We start from the raw sequence: 16,437 nt of genomic DNA on the forward strand, positions 1-16,437 counted from the left end.
CTTCATGCGCTCGCAACCTTCGACGGTCGTTTGTCGAGAAACGCCCGAATGGCTTCCTGCTTGTCGGAAGTCACACACAATCGGCCGAATAGTTCCGCTTCTCTCGCCAGTCCCTCCGACAAGGGGATATCGATTCCTCCTCTGATCGCATGCAGCGCGGATTCGACCGCAGTTTTCCCGCACGTCGCGATGGAGGCGGCAATCGCTTCTACATGCGTGAATAGCTCCTGTGACGGGACCACTCGATTCAGCAGACCGATTCGTTGCGCTTCCTCAGCGGATAGGCTTTCTCCCGTCAGGATCATCTCGACGGCCTTGGAGGGACCGACAATTCGCGGCAACCGTTGCGTGCCGCCGAAACCAGGAATGAGACTAAGTTTGATCTCGGGCAATCCCAACACCGCTCCTGCCACCGCTACCCGAATATGGCAGGCCAAGGCCAGCTCGAGACCTCCGCCGACACACGTTCCGTTGATCGCGGCGAGCACCGGCTTGTCCGATCGTTCGATACGGTTCAGCAGCGACTGTCCACGAACGGCAAATTCCGACCCGCCATGCACGGTATTGAGGTGAGCCAGTTCGTTGATATCGGCCCCGGCGCAGAAGAACCGTCCCGTGCCTGTCACAATCACCGCGCGGACGTACTCGTCTTCCTCCAATTCGTTCAGGACATGTTCGAGCTCCTTGATCACGGAAAGATTGAGCACGTTGGCCGGCGGATTATGGAGGGTAATTCGTGCGACATGGTGGGAGATCGTCAATAATTGATGCGGCATAAATCCTCCATACCACGCTTCGTTTGTGCCGGCTGCTCATCGGGCGTCGCCATCTTCATTGTTGCCGCCGGATACACCCCATCGACTTTTCCTTTTCCCTATCTCTCTCCGTCCGTGCGATTCGAACGGAACAAGCGGTTCTGAGTTGCACCGACATGCAAAACATCACGGAGCCTGGGATCATCAATGATCGCGGCGGCAAGTTCCGGAATCCCCTCGCCTGTCGTCGCGACGGTTCGCAATACCCTGGGACACCATTCCCGCAAGTCCCGCAATGTGGTGTCCGCGCCCGGGAGATCGCCTTTGTTGACCACGACGATATGTGCGACTTCCAACAACCCGGCCTTCATCGCTTGAACCTCGTCCCCCAACCCCGGTGCGACGACTGCTACCACCGTCTGTGCCAGATCGACAATGTCGACTTCGTTCTGGCCGACTCCAATGGTCTCGATCAAGATGACCGCATATCCCGCCTCTTCCAGCACCCGCGTAGCATCACGGGTTGCTCTGGCTAGTCCTCCGTAGTGCCCTCGGGTCGCCATACTGCGAATATAGACTCCCCGATCCAGCGCATGTCCCTGCATTCTGATACGGTCACCCAATAGTGCGCCTCCCGTGACGGGACTGCTGATATCGACCGCCAGCACGCCGACTTTCAGACCGCTCCGCCGATACACGCTTACCAAACGGTCGACAACGGTGCTTTTCCCGGCTCCGGGGTACCCCGTGACTCCGATTACCGCGGCGCTTCCCGGTGAGCCGTTTAGGAACGGCAACGCCGCTCTGTCGTCCACGTGATCTTCCAGCAAGGTGATCAGGCGTGACACGGCACGAATATTCCCGGCTCTGACCTGCTCAACCAAGGTCGCCACGCCGTGGATACCGGGCACGGACAGGCGTGGACTCGACACACTCATGCCACACCTTCGTAGGCCGTTTGTTCTACCTGCACACGCGACAAGCGAGACGAAAGCGGACGGCGCAGAATTTTACCGAGCTCGCTCGCAGCCGCAATGACTTCCCGCTCATCCACGGAAAGAGAAGCTCCCGATGCTTTCAGTGCGTAGACCACATCTTCGGTGGCGACATTTCCCAACGCACCCGGGGCATAGGGACATCCGCCCAGCCCTCCGGCAGCCGTATCAAACGCCTCGATACTGTAGTCGGCCCACGCCGTCAGGACATTGGCCACGGCCATACCGCAGGTGTCGTGAACATGAAGCGAGAGACGGCTTCGTTCGATGCGCGGCACTATGTGATCCAACAGTCGCCGAATGTCGCGGGGAGCGGCCTTCCCGACAGTCTCCCCCAGGGAGATTTCATCGATTCCGAGGTCGAGCAACTGTCGCGCCACATGAAGAACCTGCGATGGCGGGACAGGCCCCTCGAAGGGGCAGTGTGTCACGGTAGAAATGTACCCACGCACGATGATGCCATCCTGTTTCGCGCCGAATACCACCGGCTTGAACCGTTTGATCGACTCGCTTATCGTGCAGTTGATATTTCTTCGGGTGAAGGTATCGGAGGCTGCGGTAAAGACGGCAATCTTAGTGACCGCCGCCGCCCGCGCTCGCTCCAATCCCCGCTCGTTCGGCACCAGCGCCGAATACACAACGCCGGGTTTCCGGTTGATCTTTCGGAATACCTCATCGGAATCCGCCAACTGCGGGATCATGTGAGCTGACACGAAGGACCCCGCTTCGATCTCCGCCACACCGGTCCGGGACAGAGCATCCACGAACGACACCTTGTCCTCGGTCGAAACGATGTTTCTCTCATTCTGGAGTCCGTCCCGTGGACCGACCTCGATGATACGGATCGGCCGTAAAGCCGTGCTATGCTCTTCTTGCTTCGACATCGTTCGGTTGCCCTTTTGAGGAAGATTTCTTGCTCTGGTTTGCCGACAGCGCCGGCCAGACAGGACGGCGCTTTTCAAGAAAGGCCTGAAATCCTTCTCGTGCCTCGGCCGACAAACGGGCACGGACGTTGGCTTTGACACCCGCGTGCCATCGCTCATCGTCCGAAGCCGTGCGAAATCGGCGGAACAGAGCCTTGGTATCCCGTACCGCTTGCGGCGCAAGGCCTGCGACTGCATGTACCAACTCAGCGGTGCGGGATTCGAGTTTGTCCGTCGCAACGACGTCGTGAACGAGGTTGTACTGTTTGGCGGCCGAGGCGGGAAATATTTCTCCGGTCAGGCAGAATCTTCTCGCAAAGGCCTCTCCCGTCTTCCGAAGAAGGAGCGGCGCAATCACCCCCGACACCATCCCCAAACGAACCTCGCTGAGCGCAAAGGTCGCTTCTTCAGCCGCAACGGCGATGTCGCAGGATGCGACCAGCCCGATACCGCCTCCGAACGCCGCACCTTGAATCCGTCCGATCACCGGGCACGGACATTCGTCAATGGTGCGTAACATTTCCATGAGTTGTTCAGCATCCTTCCGCGCTTGAAAGGCCGACACCGCACCTCCCGCTCCCAACCAATCGATGTCTGCACCGGCGCAAAACGCAGAGCCGTTCCCGGCCAGCACAATTGCCCGGACCAACGAGTCCTGGCCCAACGAGGAAAAGGCTTCGCACAGTTCCCCCACCATGAGGGCATCGAACGCGTTCCGCCGGTCGGGCCGATTCAAAGTCACACGCGCCCAGCCTTCGTGCGATTCGACCATGATCGAGACAAACTTCTTCATCGGCGCCTCACATACGGAATACCGGGAAGTGTGACGGACGGACGGGCGTAGTCATCGCGACATCAAGGCACAGACCCAGAACCCGGCGGGTCTCAAGGGGATCGATAATCCCGTCATCCCAGAGCCGAGCGGTGCTGAAATAGGCACTGCCTTCCCGTTCATACTGCGCCCGTATGGAATCCGTGATTTTTCGCCGCTCGTCTTCCGGCAAGGCGGCCTTGTCACGGGCTCGCTGTTGTTGTTTCACCGTCAAGAGTACCTGGGCCGCCTGTTGCGCGCCCATCACCGACGTCCGAGCGTTGGGCCACAAGAAGAGAAACCGCGGAGCATAGGCGCGTCCGCACATGGCGTAGTTCCCGGCGCCGTGGGAGGCGCCGATAATAATCGTGAACTTTGGGACATCGGCGGCCGCCACTGCCTGCACCATCTTGGCGCCGTCCTTGATGATCCCCCGTGACTCATAGTCCTTCCCGACCATGAAGCCGGTGATGTTTTGTAGAAACACGAGCGGCAGCCGTCTTTGGGCACACAGCTGCACGAAGTGCGCGCCTTTCAAGGCCGCTTCGGAGAGGAGCACGCCGTTGTTCGCGACGATACCGACCTGATGCCCCATCCAGCGTGCAAAGCCACACGTCAGTGTCCGACCATAACGCGCCTTAAACTCGTGAAATCGACTGCCGTCGACCAAGCGCGCAATAACTTCATGGGAGTCGAAGGTCTGCCGCGGATTGTTCGGAATGAACCCATAGAGTTCGCTGGCGGGATAACGCGGCTCCTCGACTGTGGCCGGCCGGCGAACGATCTGCCGGCGAGGGAGGGTATCGACGATCGACCGGCAGATCTCGAGCGCCTCATGGTCATCGTCGGCGAGGTGATCGCTGACGCCCGAGAGTCTTGTATGGAGATCTGCGCCGCCGAGTTCTTCGGCGGTGACCTCCTCGCCGGTCGCCGCTTTGACCAGCGGCGGCCCCGCGAGATAAATGGTACCGGTCCCTTTGACGATCACGTTTTCATCGCACATGGCCGGCACATAAGCGCCCCCGGCGGTGCACATTCCCATGACGACGGCGATTTGAGGAATACCGAGGGCGGACAAGCGCGCCTGGTTGTAAAAGATCCGTCCGAAGTGTTCCTTGTCGGCGAAGACATCGGCTTGCATCGGCAGGAACACTCCACCTGAATCCACCAAATAGATCGTGGGTAATCGATTTTCCAGGGCGATCTCCTGAGCCCTGAGATGTTTCTTGATCGTCATGGGGAAATAGGTTCCGCCTTTGACCGTCGCATCGTTGGCGGCGATGACACATGGCCGTTTCGACACATAGCCGATGCCTGCGATCAAACCGGCAGCCGGAATATGATCGTCGTACATCCCCGATGCCGCCAAGGGACTGAGCTCCAACCAATGACTGTCGGGATCGAGCAACGCGGCAATCCGCTCACGCGCAGTCAATTTGCCTCGTTGTTGATGCAACGCGACCGCCTCAGGCGGCCCTCCGGCTTGTGCGAGGGCGAGATGTTTCTGGAGATCGGCTATCAGGCCCTCATAGTGGGCTCGATTCGCGGCAAATTCACTGCTTGTGGCGACTACTGACGTTGTCAACGTACGCATAGAACCTCAGCGCGGTATTTTGAGCCCTTTGACGAAATTCACGACTTCCTGAATGGGCACCCCCGGCCTAAACAGGGCCTTCACCCCCGCCGCTGTGAGCGACGGAACGTCTTCATCGGGAATGATACCGCCGCCGAACAAGGCGATGTCCTCTGCATCCTGCTCCTTGAGCAGTTCGAGGACGCGTCGGAACAGCGTATTGTGCGCGCCTGAAAGAACGCTTAAACCGATCGCATCCACATCCTCCTGAATCGCCGTACTGACCACCTGCTCCGGCGACTGATGCAGCCCGGTATAGATGACTTCCATCCCGGCGTCTCGTAGCGCGCGTGCGATGAGTTTCACACCCCGGTCATGGCCATCCAAGCCGACTTTGCCGATGAGAACGCGAAGAGGAGTGCTCGCTACAGTCATGCCGCCACCTCCCGCAGAAAATACTTGCCTTCCTGATCCTTTCGAACATACCCGGCTTGAACCAGAGGATCATGCTCGAAGAGCAGCATCCATCGCTCTTCGAATGCCCGATCCAACACCCAGCGCTTGGTCTCCAGGGTCTGGAGTGGAAAGAGATCGTAGCCCATGATGTAGGGAAGCGGCAGATGCGACACGGTCGGAATCAGGTCGCCGAGAAAGAACGCCGTTTCCCCTTCCGATTCGATCTTGACGCTCTGATGACAGCGCGTATGGCCGGAGGTGACGACCGCGGTGACACCCGGAACCACCTCCGTATCGCCGCGGAGGAATTCCCACTGATCGATCCGGTCGATCGGCGCAAAGTTATCCGGACGGTAACTGGCCTTGGTTCGTTCATTGGCCCGAGCCGCGTCTTCAAACTCGCCCCGTTGAATCAGGTAGCGCGCCTTGGGAAAGGCCGGCCGAACGCCTCCGTCTCCTTCTCTTATCGTATTTCCCCCGGCATGGTCGAAATGCAGATGTGTATTGATGACCAGATGAATGTCCTCCGCTCCCAGTCCTAACCGCTTCAACGATTGGAGGATCGTCGGAGTTCGCTCGACGGCGAACATGCGGTGAAATTTCTGATCCTCCTTAGGCCCTAACCCGGTATCGACCAGAATATTCTTGCCGTTCGCCCGGATCAGCAATGCAGTGAGACTGAGGGTGATCCGATTCAATTCGTCGGCATCACAACATTTCTCCCACAAGGGTTTCGGCACGACGCCAAACATCGCCCCACCGTCCAGCCGAAACCGGCCGTCACTCACCGGGTAAATATCAAACGCCCCGAGCTTCATTCTTCCCTCTCCCTCTGGGCCTCGGCTGGAAGGGTACGGGCATGAAGGCTTTCGCCATAGCGCCTGCTGCCATTTCCAAATGCTCTAAGGGTGCCGCTCCGCCGTTCTTCTCGTCCGGTAAGGCGAGCGGCCAACACTCAGATCTCCAATTGCCTGCCTTGCTCATCGCATTATGGCGAAGCCGGAGTGGCCTACCCTTCCCAAGCCGAGGCCCTCCTACAACACCACCGGCTCCCGATACGTTCCGAACACTTCCTTCAAGGCCATGCAGATCTCACCCAACGTCGCCTTGGCTTTCACTGCCTCAAGGAGATACGGCATCACGTTCTCGCCGCATGAAGCTGCTTCCTGCAGTGCCTCGACGGTGCCGGCCATCCTGAAGGAATCGCGACACTTGCGCAGGTCCGACAGACACGCCGCCTGTTCACGCTCGACCTCCGGCCCTATCTTGAGGATCGGGATCGAACGTTCCTCTGATTCCACGTACTCATTGACGCCGACGACGATCCGCTCGTTCCGTTCCAACTCTCGCTGGTACCGTTGCGAGGCATCGAGGATTTCACGCTGCGGGAAACCCTGCTCGATCGCCCTGACCATGCCGCCCATGTCGTCCAAGCGACGGAAGTAATCCAAGGCCTTCTCTTCGAGGCGATTCGTGAGGCTCTCGACATAATAGGAACCGCCGAGAGGATCGATGCTATTGGTGACTTCGCTCTCCTGCGCGATGATCTGCTGCGTACGCAATGCCAGTTTCACCGCGCCCTCGGTCGGCAGCGCGAGCGTTTCGTCCATCGAATTGGTATGGAGGGACTGCGTGCCGCCCAAGACGGCCGCGAGGGCCTGGATCGTCGTGCGAACCACGTTGTTCATGGGCTGTTGGCCGGTAAGGGAACAGCCGGCGGTCTGCGCGTGGCAGCGGAGCTGCGCCGAACGCGGATCGTTCGGCCGGTAGCGTCGCGTCACTTCGCGGGCCCACAGTCGACGGGCCGCCCGGAACTTGGCGATCTCTTCGAAGAAATCGTTGTGTGCGTTGAAGAAGAATGAGAGCTGTGGAGCGAATCGGTCCACCGGGAGACCGGCTTTCACCGCCGCCTCCACGTAGGTCAAGCCGTCGTAAAGAGTGAAGGCCAGTTCCTGTACGGCAGTCGAGCCTGCTTCCCGGATGTGATACCCGCTGATGCTGACGGGATGCCATTTGGGCACGTGCTCGACACAGAATGCGATGGTGTCGGTGATCAGGCGGAGTGAAGGTTCCGGAGGAAAGAGCCACTCTTTCTGAGCGATGTATTCTTTCAGAATATCGTTCTGCAACGTGCCGTCCAGCTGTTCAGGACGGATACCGCGCTTCTCCGCCACCGCGAGATACATCGCGAAGATCACGGCGGCCGGGCCATTGATCGTCATCGAGGTAGTGACCTGGTCAAGCGGAATCCCGTCGAAGAGCCGTTCCATATCGTCGATCGACGAGATCGAGACGCCGCAATGGCCGATCTCGCCGTGCGCGAGGGGGGCATCCGCATCGATCCCCATCAGGGTCGGCATGTCAAAGGCCACACTCAGTCCGGTTTGGCCATGTTGGAGGAGATACTTGAAGCGGCGGTTGGTATCCTCGGCCGATCCGAACCCGGCGAATTGGCGCATCGTCCACAGCCGACCGCGGTACATGGTCGGATACACGCCTCGGGTGTATGGAAATTCACCCGGCGCGCCGAGCTCTTCGTCCGGGGACCAGTCCTTCAGATCGTTGCGTGTATACACACGGCTGGTATCGAAGCCTGAGAGGGAGGGAAATCGCGGTTTGCGCTCTTGCATCGACCTGCTCCGGATCGTGATGAAGAACCGAGGCCCTAGATCAGGACTTCCTGCTTACTGCTTCTTGCCGTTCGTGCCTCCCTTCGTAGACATAAAACCCGCGGCCGCTTTTCCGCCCCAGCCAGCCCGCTTCGACATACCGACTCAACAAGGGGCACGGGTGAAATTTTGGATCACCCAAGTCTTGATACAAGACATGACAGATGGCCAGCACCGTATCCAGGCCGATACGGTCGGCAAGCGCCAATGGCCCCACGGGATGATTGGCGCCCGTCGTCATGGCCCAGTCAATGTCTTCTGCGGAGGCCACACCTTCTTCCAATGCGAACACGGCCTCATTGATCATGGGCATCAGCACACGGTTCACGATAAATCCCGGCGCATCCTTCGCCACAACCGGCGTCTTCCCTAAGCGCTTGGCCAAGTCCAGCGCGAGTTCGGTCGTTCGTTCGGAAGTTTCCAGTCCGCGCACGACTTCCACGAGCCGCATCACGGGTGCAGGATTCATGAAATGCATACCGATGACGCGGTCCGGCCTGCCGGATGCGGCTCCCAACTTCGTGATCGAAATAGACGAGGTATTGCTCGCAAGGACCACCTGCGGCGCGCAGATCCGGTTCAACTCGGCAAAGAGTTCCCGCTTCAGCAGTGGATTCTCCGGGACCGCTTCAATGACCAACTGCGTGTCTCGCAAGCGACCGCGCTGCGTCGATGGATGAATGAGTTCCAACGCCTCTAGCGCTTGATGATTGGTAAGACTGCCTCGCTCGACTGCGCGTTCCAACCCGTCGCGTATTTTTGAGACGGCCTCAGATAACGGCGGCTCGGCGACGTCGACGAGGAGCACGTCATAACCGGCGGTGGCGCATACCTGGCTGATGCCGCAGCCCATTTGGCCGGCTCCGACCACGCCGATGGTCTTGATATCAACGAGCTTCACGATTCACCATTGATGATTGCTATCGTTCTACGATCATCGCCAACGCTTCCCCGCCGCCGATACAGAGAGCAGCCAAACCGCGTCTCGCTCCCCGCGCGGCCATGGCATGAACCAGTGTCGTGAGGATGCGCGCTCCGGTTGCCCCGATGGGGTGGCCGAGCGCGACCGCCCCACCGTTCACATTCACCTTCTTCTCATCGAGTCCCAATTCCCGATTGATCGCGAGAGAGACGGCTGAGAACGCTTCGTTGATTTCGAACAGATCGATGTCTCCGATCGTCATGTCCGTCTGCTTGAGTACCCGTCGAATCGCATGAATGGGCGCAATCGTAAACCATTCCGGCGCCAGCGCTGCTCCGGCATATCCGACAATCCGGGCCATCGGAGCGAGCCCGAGACGCGCAGCCTCCTCCTCCGCCATGACGACCAGCGCGGCTGCGCCGTCGTTACAGGCAGGGGAATTGCCGACAGTCAGGACGCCGTTGTCCTGGAATACCGGCTTCAGCTCACGCATCTTGCTGAGATCCACTCGATTCGGTTCCTCGTCCTCCGCAACCGTCATCGCCGGTCCCTTACGCTGCGGCACTTCGATCGGCACAATTTCCTGTTGAAAGGTTCCGGTGGCGATCGCCTCGCGCGCGCGCCGATAGCTCTCGAGCGCGAAGTCGTCCAGTTCTCTTCTCGTCAATCGATATTTGGCGGCACAGAGCTCGCCTCCGTTGCCCATATGGAAATTGTTGTAGACGTCCCACAGTCCGTCTTTGACGAGACTGTCGACCAATTCCGCATGTCCCAGGCGATATCCTTGCCGAGCCTTCTCCAGCAAATATGGCGCGCGGGTCATGTTTTCCATTCCCCCTGCCACGACAATGTTCGCTTCTCCAAGGGCAATGGCCTGGGATGCCATGATTACCGTCTGAATGCTTGACCCGCAGACTTTGTTGACGGTCGTTGCTCCGATCGAATTCGGAACTCCAGCCCCGATGGATGCCTGCCGTGCCGGCGCTTGTCCCAAACCGGCGCCGAGAACACACCCCATATAGACTTGGTCCACGCGTTCCGGCGGCAGTTGAACACGCTTCAACGCTTCGACAATGGCCGAACTGCCCAGTTTCGTCGCCGGCACCTGGCTGAACAGGCCGTTGAAACTTCCCATCGGCGTCCGCGCGGCGCTGACGATCACTGCTCGTGGTCTCCGGTTCATAAGACCTGCTCCCAACGACTCTGTTCGACATAGTGCCTGACCTTGGCCATGAATCGATCCGCGGTCGCGCCATCGATGACGCGGTGATCGAATGACAGACTGAGGTAGCCCATCCGTCGAATAGCGATGGCATCATCGATGACGACGGCCCGTTTCTGGATTGCGCCGACGCCCAGAATGGCGATCTGCGGCTGATAGATGATCGGCGTACTGAACAAGCTGCCGAATCCGCCATGGTTCGTAATCGTAAACGTCCCGCCTTGAACCTCTTCAGGGCTCAATTTCTTGGACTTAGCCCGCTCAGCGAGATCCCCGATTTCCTTTGCCAGCAGCGTCAGCCCTTTTCGATCCGCGTACCGCACGATCGGGACCAGCAGTCCTTCCTCAATCGCCGTGGCGATCCCCATGTGGATATCTTTCTTGACCACGATCCCTTGCTCTCCCCATGACGAGTTCACAATCGGGACATCTCGGATGGCTTTGGTCACGGCTCGGACGACAAACGGGAGATACGTGAGTTGTCGCCCTTCTCGGAATTTTGCAATCTGCGAAAAATCGGCTTCGAAAAAGGTGGTGACATGCGCGGAGGTGTGCTTGCTCTTGACCATCCGATCCGCGATGGTCTTGCGCATCTGCGTCAACGGGCGAATATCTTCGCCCATGGATGACTCGCCGCCTGCAGGGGCGACCTTAGGCGGCGCTCCGTTCCCGGCGAGAAAGTCGAGTAGATCCTTCTTGGTCACTCGGCCGCCTGCCCCGGTTCCCTTCACCCGCGAAAGATCGATTCCATGCTCCCTTGCCAACTGCCGAACCGCCGGAGAATGGTGTTGGTCTCCCGCCGAGGCCGGCGCCATAGGACGGACAACGACTCCTCCAACTCGATTGACGACTTCCGAAGGCGGAAGACTGTCGATATGCGCCAGCAACGTTCCCACGGGGACAGTCTCGCCCTCATGAACGATAATCTCGTTGAGCCGGCCGGTGGCGGGCGAAGGAATTTCCAATGTGACTTTTTCGGTTTCGACTTCCAAGAGCGATTCGTCTTTCTGAATCGTCCCTCCGACCGGAACAAACCACCTGATCACCGTTCCCTCGGCGATGCTCTCTCCAAGCTGAGGCATGATGATGTCGATGGGCACTCGGCACCTCGCCAGACGTCACTCGTCACTCATGAGTCGAACGCATGACCTCTTCTGCTTGTTCTTCCCCCGGCGCACCACGCCGGACCGACGGCGTGCCTCAATACGCCGCCAATCTCCGTGCAGCGGCAACGACGTCGCTCGCCTTCGGAAGGAAAAATTCCTCCAGCGGCGTGCTGAACGGCACCGGCGTGTCAGGCGGCGCAATACGAACAATCGGCCCATCCAAACAGTCGAAACAGTCCTCCGCCAACAGCGCCGCGATTTCGGCCCCGACGCCGCCGGTCTTGTTGTCCTCATGTAGAACAATGGCTTTACTGGTCTTGCTCACCGACGAATAAATGGCTTCCTTGTCGAGGGGAATCAGCGTGCGCAAGTCGACCACTTCCAGATCGATTCCTTCATGAGCCAAGGTCTGAGCGGCCTCGAGCGCGAGATGGACCATCGCGCCGTAGGTAATGACCGAGATGTCGTTGCCGGTCCGCTTGATATCGGCCTTTCCCAGCGGGACGATATAATCCTCCTCCGGGAGCGAAGACTTGATGCGTCGGTACAGAAACTTGTGCTCGAAGTAGATCACCGGGTTGGGGTCGCGAATCGCCGCCTTGAGGAGCCCCTTCGCGTCGTACGGTGTGGACGGGGCGACCAACTTGAGTCCCGGGGAGTGGAAGAACCAGCCTTCCGGACATTCAGAATGGAACGGCCCGCCGTGAACACCGCCGCCGAACGGCGCCCGAATAACCATGGGCACCGCGGCTCCCCACCGATAGTGATTCTTCGCCGCCACCTCAGTGATCTGATCAAACGCGCATGAAATAAAGTCGGCGAACTGCATCTCCACAACCGGACGCAGCCCCATCATCGCCGCCCCAATGGCGGCGCCGACAAAACCGGATTCGCACAACGGCGTATCTAACACCCGCCATTCTCCGTATTTTTCGAGAAAGCCTTCGGTGATTTTGAACGCGCCTCCGTAAGCCCCGATATCTTCACCCATCAGAAATACCCGCTCATCCCGGGCCATTTCTTCGTCCAAGGCTTGTGAGATCGCTTCCAAGTAACTCACTTCTCCGGCAGCTTGCGTCGTGGTCGTCATCATCGGAGGCTCCTTCCGGGCCGACAACTAATGACTGTCGGCGCTGTCCGCGAACACGCCTATCAATACTTCCGGTCCTTCGGGCAGCGGGCTCTGTTGAGCGAATTCCACACCGGCTTCGACTTCCCGCTTCACACGGTCGACGACTTCCTGAAAATACCTCTCCTCGCCATACCCAAGCGATTGGAGCAGCTGCTCCGCTTTCAGTATCGGATCTTTCATCTTCCACTCCTCCAGCAACTCGCGCGGGACATATTTGGCTGGATCATGCTCGGAATGGCCGTGCATCCGCATCGTTTTGAACTCCAGAAAGGTCGGTCCTTCCCCTGCGCGGGCTCTCGCGATCGCCTGTTTTGCCGCCACATAGACCGCGGCGACATCGTTGCCGTCCACGATCTCGCCCGGCATGCCGTACGCCTTGGCTCGATCGACGACGTCCGCGACCGCCATCTGCAGACGAAGCGGGGTGGAGTATGCGTATTGGTTGTTGTTACAGAAGAACACGACGGGGAGCTTTCGTACCGCTGCGAAGTTCATGGCTTCGTGAAAATCGCCTCTGCTTGATCCACCGTCACCGGTTCCCGCAAAGGCGACGCGAGATTCTCCTCTGATCTTGAATGCCAGCGCCGCACCGGCCGCCACGGGTAGATTGTCCGCGAGATGACTGACGAATCCGAAGACTCCCCGCTTCAGGTCGCCCATGTGCACGTTCCCATCTTTCCCTTTGGTCGGACCGGTCCTTTTTCCAAGGTACTGGGCGAGAACTTCGCCCGGCGTGAAGCCTCGAATGAGGAAGGCGCCCATGTCCCGGTGAAAGGGAGCGATGATATCGTCGCGTTCCAACGCGGAGGCATAGCCGACCGCAATCGCCTCCATTCCGTGACTCGTATAGACTCCGCCGACAATGCGTCCCTGCCGGTAAAGCGCTGTAATCCTATCCTCCAGCGCTCTGGTAAGCCTCAGGTAGTAGTACATCTGGAGCAGATCGTCTCGCTTGATCTCTTTGGCGATGACTGCACAGTCCATGACCACCTCCAAACCACAGGCTTACAGAGCCGGCATGTCCCTCCATGAGAGCAACGGTTTGTTGTCTCTGCATAGAGGACAATGCTGTGGCTCCCATTGGGGCATGTCGAGATCCGTCGTGTAATAAAATGGATGCCGTGCGACGAGTTCATCCATCAGCGGAAACTGACCGCTGTCACGGCGGGCGAAGACCATCATTCCTGCCAACAGACCCCCATTGTCCGTGATGACTGTCCCGAGTTTACTCACGCAATTGCCGCGTGTAGTGACATCGTTGAGCGCCAGGAAACGCTCACCGGCCGTAATGGCGCCGGCGGTAATGTCCGTGCCGATTCGTCCTGTCTCACAGCTGTATGGCGTCAACCCGATACGCATTTGCATCGTGTCTCGAAGCTCAGCCGCGATGGCTCGCGCAAGTTGCTCCGCGGCCGAGCTCGTCGCCACGACTCCGGTTATGGGACGGCCTTGAAACGTCTGCCTGATCCAGCCAGCCATATCTCCGGCCAACGTTCGGATGAGTTCAGGATAACGCGCGATCGAATCGAACCGTAAATACGTGGCGGTGTGATGGCCCGATACGACCTCCACATGGGTATCGAAAAAGACGGATCGAGACATACGCAGTACATGCAGGATGTCTTCCGTAGTCAGATCAGTGTGCGAACCGGGGCGGATAATAGCTCTCAGCTTTGCGTCCATCGTCGGCCCGTGATAGAGCGCACGATGTCGTTCCATCACCTCCGAGAGGACTTGCTCAACCATGCCGATAAGCATCTTCACCCCCTTGTGCTTCAGTCACCACACGGGTTCTAAGAACGCCGATCGGCTGGATCTCCAACTCCACCACGTCGCCCGGCTTCAAATAGCGGTCCATCTCCAGCCCGCATCCGCCGCCCACCGTTCCCGAACCGAAGACATCTCCCGGATAGATCATTTCACCTCGGGACACATGCGCGATCATTTGAGGGAAGGACCAATGGATGGTCCCGAATCGTCCTCGCGACCACTCTTCTCCGTTCACCCTCGCGATCATCGTCAACGCACCGAGGTCCGCGATCTCATCGGGAGTCACGAGACAGGGACCCAGTGCGGTCGCGAAGTCCTTGCCCTTCGCCGGTCCCAGCCGACAGGCCATTTCCTGGAATTGGATGTCGCGGGCGCTGAAGTCATTCATGATCGTGTATCCCGCGATATAGTCTCCGGCGAGCCGTTCAGGTATGTCGCTACCCTGGCGCCCGATCACGCAGGCGAGCTCCAGCTCGTAATCCAACTTCGTCGTGTGCAGCGGCCATGATAGATCCTGGTCCGGCCCGACGATGGTGCGGTGGTTCCCTTTGTAGTAGACGGGCGCCTTGTACCATTCAGGAGGAATCGGCTGTCCCCGCTTCTTCGAGGTCGCAGCGATATGGTCTTCAAACGCGATAAAGTCCCGGAGCGAAGACGGATTGGAGAGAGGAGCGATGACTTGAACCTCTGCCCCCCCATACAGAATCGACTCACCGGATGGGCCCATGACCGATGTGGGTAGTGCGGTGACATAGTCTTTCGCGCGGCGTGCCGCGGCCATTGTGGATTCTCCTCCTTCGAGGAACTCCAACATGGCGGGCGGAACCTGCGCATCGGCTATGCGGCGCGGTTGCGCTTCCTGTTGATCCGCCAACCACCGGGCATAGGCCATGTTCAAGTCTATGACCCACTGGAGATGTACGGCTCCGACTCTTGTGAAGGTACCGACAGGAGTTTTCACTCGGAAACTGACGAGCTTCATGGGCGACTCCAACTCAATGCGTAGTCTTTGATCTCCACAGCCTCCAGCTCCGGTTGAACCGTGAAGGGAGCCTTAGACTCCACCATCACCGCCACCTCGGTTGTGTACGTCTTCGTTCGGCTGCCTTGGACCGCCTGCGGTTGCGGGCCGTGGTGGATTCCCTGGGGATGCAAGGTGAGCATCCCCGGCCGGATGCCTGCGCGACTGAAGAACTCTCCATCATGATAGAAGAGCACTTCATCGTAGTCCGTATTTCGATGATAAAAGGGGACACGCAAAGCCTCCGGATCAGTTTCCAGCGGTCTTGGAGCAAACGTGGAGATCAGACACCCGCCGGCTTGAAACGTCTGATGGACGCTCGGCGGCAAATGATAGCGAGGGCTGACGACCGGCCGGAAATCCCGCACATTCAGTTTCGCGACCCATAAGTCTCCTTTCCACCCAACCACATCCATGGGATAGAAAGAATAGACAACCCGCGTCCAGGCGCCTTGACGCTTGATCCGCACTTCCCATGCTCGACCGACCGTCTCTACCGGCTCCACCGTTTCCAAGTCCGGAGCGACAAGCACGCCTTTATCGAAGAGCGCGTGCTGTCCGAGAGCTCCCCGATCCGGCACCGCCAAAGGAAGCGGTGTTTCGATAGTGAGGAAAACGGAAGGGCCGGCGTCGACATGAATTCGATAGGTCGTACCTTTGGGAATCAAGACGTAATCGCCCGGCTCATAAGCCAGAAACCCATAGTCAGTCTCAAATCTTCCAAGACCCTTATGCACGAAATGAACTTCGTCTCCATCCGCATTGCGGACGAAATAGGGCGTCGTTTCATGTGGACAGGACAGGTAGAGATTGGCATCCGGGCTGTGCAGCACCAGCGCTGACTGCGTGGGCACCGCCAATGCGGTTTCAGGAAACTGCGAACAGTCAAAGGCCCTCGGCTTCAATGTTCCTTCGATCGCGGTCCATGCAGTCGGTGGATGCCGGCGATAGAGATGAGAAACGGCACCTACAAACCCGTTTCGCCCATGTTCTTCTTCGTAAAGCCCCTCGGGAATCCCGACATGAGCTTGGTTGGGAACCTTTCCTCTCCTCTTGAGATACATGACCGACTCCCGACGAAA

The 16,437-nt window shown here is 58.8% G+C and carries 16 protein-coding genes; all 16 read right to left on the reverse strand.

Annotated features, from left to right (window positions below):
- Positions 1 to 2: 2 nt before the first annotated feature.
- Positions 3 to 776, reverse strand: a complete 774-nt coding sequence (locus H8K03_06825) for an enoyl-CoA hydratase/isomerase family protein (protein UVT21611.1) — start codon at positions 774 to 776, stop codon at positions 3 to 5.
- A 98-nt stretch (positions 777 to 874) separates the two neighbouring features.
- Positions 875 to 1,693 carry a methylmalonyl Co-A mutase-associated GTPase MeaB gene (gene meaB, locus H8K03_06830; GenBank protein ID UVT21612.1) on the reverse strand — a complete coding sequence of 273 codons (819 nt, stop codon included), beginning with the start codon at positions 1,691 to 1,693 and terminating at the stop codon, positions 875 to 877.
- The gene (locus H8K03_06835) at positions 1,690 to 2,634 is read right to left on the reverse strand and encodes a hydroxymethylglutaryl-CoA lyase (GenBank protein UVT21613.1); all 945 of its coding nucleotides are present in this window, start codon (positions 2,632 to 2,634) and stop codon (positions 1,690 to 1,692) included. The genes meaB and H8K03_06835 overlap by 4 nt, the downstream gene beginning before the upstream one ends.
- Positions 2,612 to 3,466 (reverse strand): enoyl-CoA hydratase/isomerase family protein, encoded by an 855-nt coding sequence (locus H8K03_06840; GenBank protein ID UVT21614.1) that lies wholly within the window; start codon positions 3,464 to 3,466, stop codon positions 2,612 to 2,614. The genes H8K03_06835 and H8K03_06840 overlap by 23 nt, the downstream gene beginning before the upstream one ends.
- Before the next feature lie 7 nt (positions 3,467 to 3,473).
- A complete protein-coding gene (locus tag H8K03_06845; protein UVT21615.1) occupies positions 3,474 to 5,078 on the reverse strand; it encodes a methylcrotonoyl-CoA carboxylase in 1,605 nt (534 codons plus the stop codon).
- 6 nt (positions 5,079 to 5,084) lie between these two features.
- On the reverse strand, positions 5,085 to 5,492 hold the full coding sequence (locus tag H8K03_06850) for a cobalamin B12-binding domain-containing protein (GenBank protein UVT21616.1): 408 nt from the start codon (positions 5,490 to 5,492) through the stop codon (positions 5,085 to 5,087).
- Positions 5,489 to 6,331, reverse strand: a complete 843-nt coding sequence (locus H8K03_06855) for an MBL fold metallo-hydrolase (GenBank protein UVT21617.1) — start codon at positions 6,329 to 6,331, stop codon at positions 5,489 to 5,491. Before H8K03_06855 ends, H8K03_06850 begins: the two co-directional genes overlap by 4 nt.
- Before the next feature lie 216 nt (positions 6,332 to 6,547).
- Positions 6,548 to 8,143, reverse strand: a complete 1,596-nt coding sequence (locus H8K03_06860) for a methylmalonyl-CoA mutase family protein (GenBank protein ID UVT21618.1) — start codon at positions 8,141 to 8,143, stop codon at positions 6,548 to 6,550.
- Between the two features lie 40 nt (positions 8,144 to 8,183).
- Positions 8,184 to 9,083 carry a 3-hydroxybutyryl-CoA dehydrogenase gene (locus H8K03_06865; protein ID UVT21619.1) on the reverse strand — a complete coding sequence of 300 codons (900 nt, stop codon included), beginning with the start codon at positions 9,081 to 9,083 and terminating at the stop codon, positions 8,184 to 8,186.
- Between the two features lie 19 nt (positions 9,084 to 9,102).
- Complete coding sequence (locus tag H8K03_06870; GenBank protein ID UVT21620.1) at positions 9,103 to 10,287, reverse strand: thiolase family protein; 1,185 nt, start codon at positions 10,285 to 10,287, stop codon at positions 9,103 to 9,105.
- Entirely contained in the window at positions 10,284 to 11,408 is a 1,125-nt protein-coding gene (locus tag H8K03_06875) for a 2-oxo acid dehydrogenase subunit E2 (GenBank protein UVT22397.1), read from the reverse strand. Before H8K03_06875 ends, H8K03_06870 begins: the two co-directional genes overlap by 4 nt.
- 118 nt (positions 11,409 to 11,526) lie before the next feature.
- Entirely contained in the window at positions 11,527 to 12,522 is a 996-nt protein-coding gene (locus tag H8K03_06880; protein ID UVT22398.1) for an alpha-ketoacid dehydrogenase subunit beta, read from the reverse strand.
- Between the two features lie 27 nt (positions 12,523 to 12,549).
- Positions 12,550 to 13,548, reverse strand: coding sequence for a thiamine pyrophosphate-dependent dehydrogenase E1 component subunit alpha (locus H8K03_06885; GenBank protein UVT21621.1), 999 nt, complete (start codon positions 13,546 to 13,548; stop codon positions 12,550 to 12,552).
- Positions 13,549 to 13,569: 21 nt separating this feature from the next.
- Entirely contained in the window at positions 13,570 to 14,322 is a 753-nt protein-coding gene (locus tag H8K03_06890; GenBank protein UVT21622.1) for a hypothetical protein, read from the reverse strand.
- Positions 14,303 to 15,316, reverse strand: coding sequence for a fumarylacetoacetate hydrolase family protein (locus H8K03_06895; protein ID UVT21623.1), 1,014 nt, complete (start codon positions 15,314 to 15,316; stop codon positions 14,303 to 14,305). Before H8K03_06895 ends, H8K03_06890 begins: the two co-directional genes overlap by 20 nt.
- Positions 15,313 to 16,419 carry a homogentisate 1,2-dioxygenase gene (locus tag H8K03_06900; GenBank protein ID UVT21624.1) on the reverse strand — a complete coding sequence of 369 codons (1,107 nt, stop codon included), beginning with the start codon at positions 16,417 to 16,419 and terminating at the stop codon, positions 15,313 to 15,315. The genes H8K03_06895 and H8K03_06900 overlap by 4 nt, the downstream gene beginning before the upstream one ends.
- Positions 16,420 to 16,437: the final 18 nt, after the last annotated feature.

Origin of the sequence: Nitrospira sp. (assembly GCA_024760545.1) — a bacterium.
Lineage (GTDB): Bacteria > Nitrospirota > Nitrospiria > Nitrospirales > Nitrospiraceae > Nitrospira_D.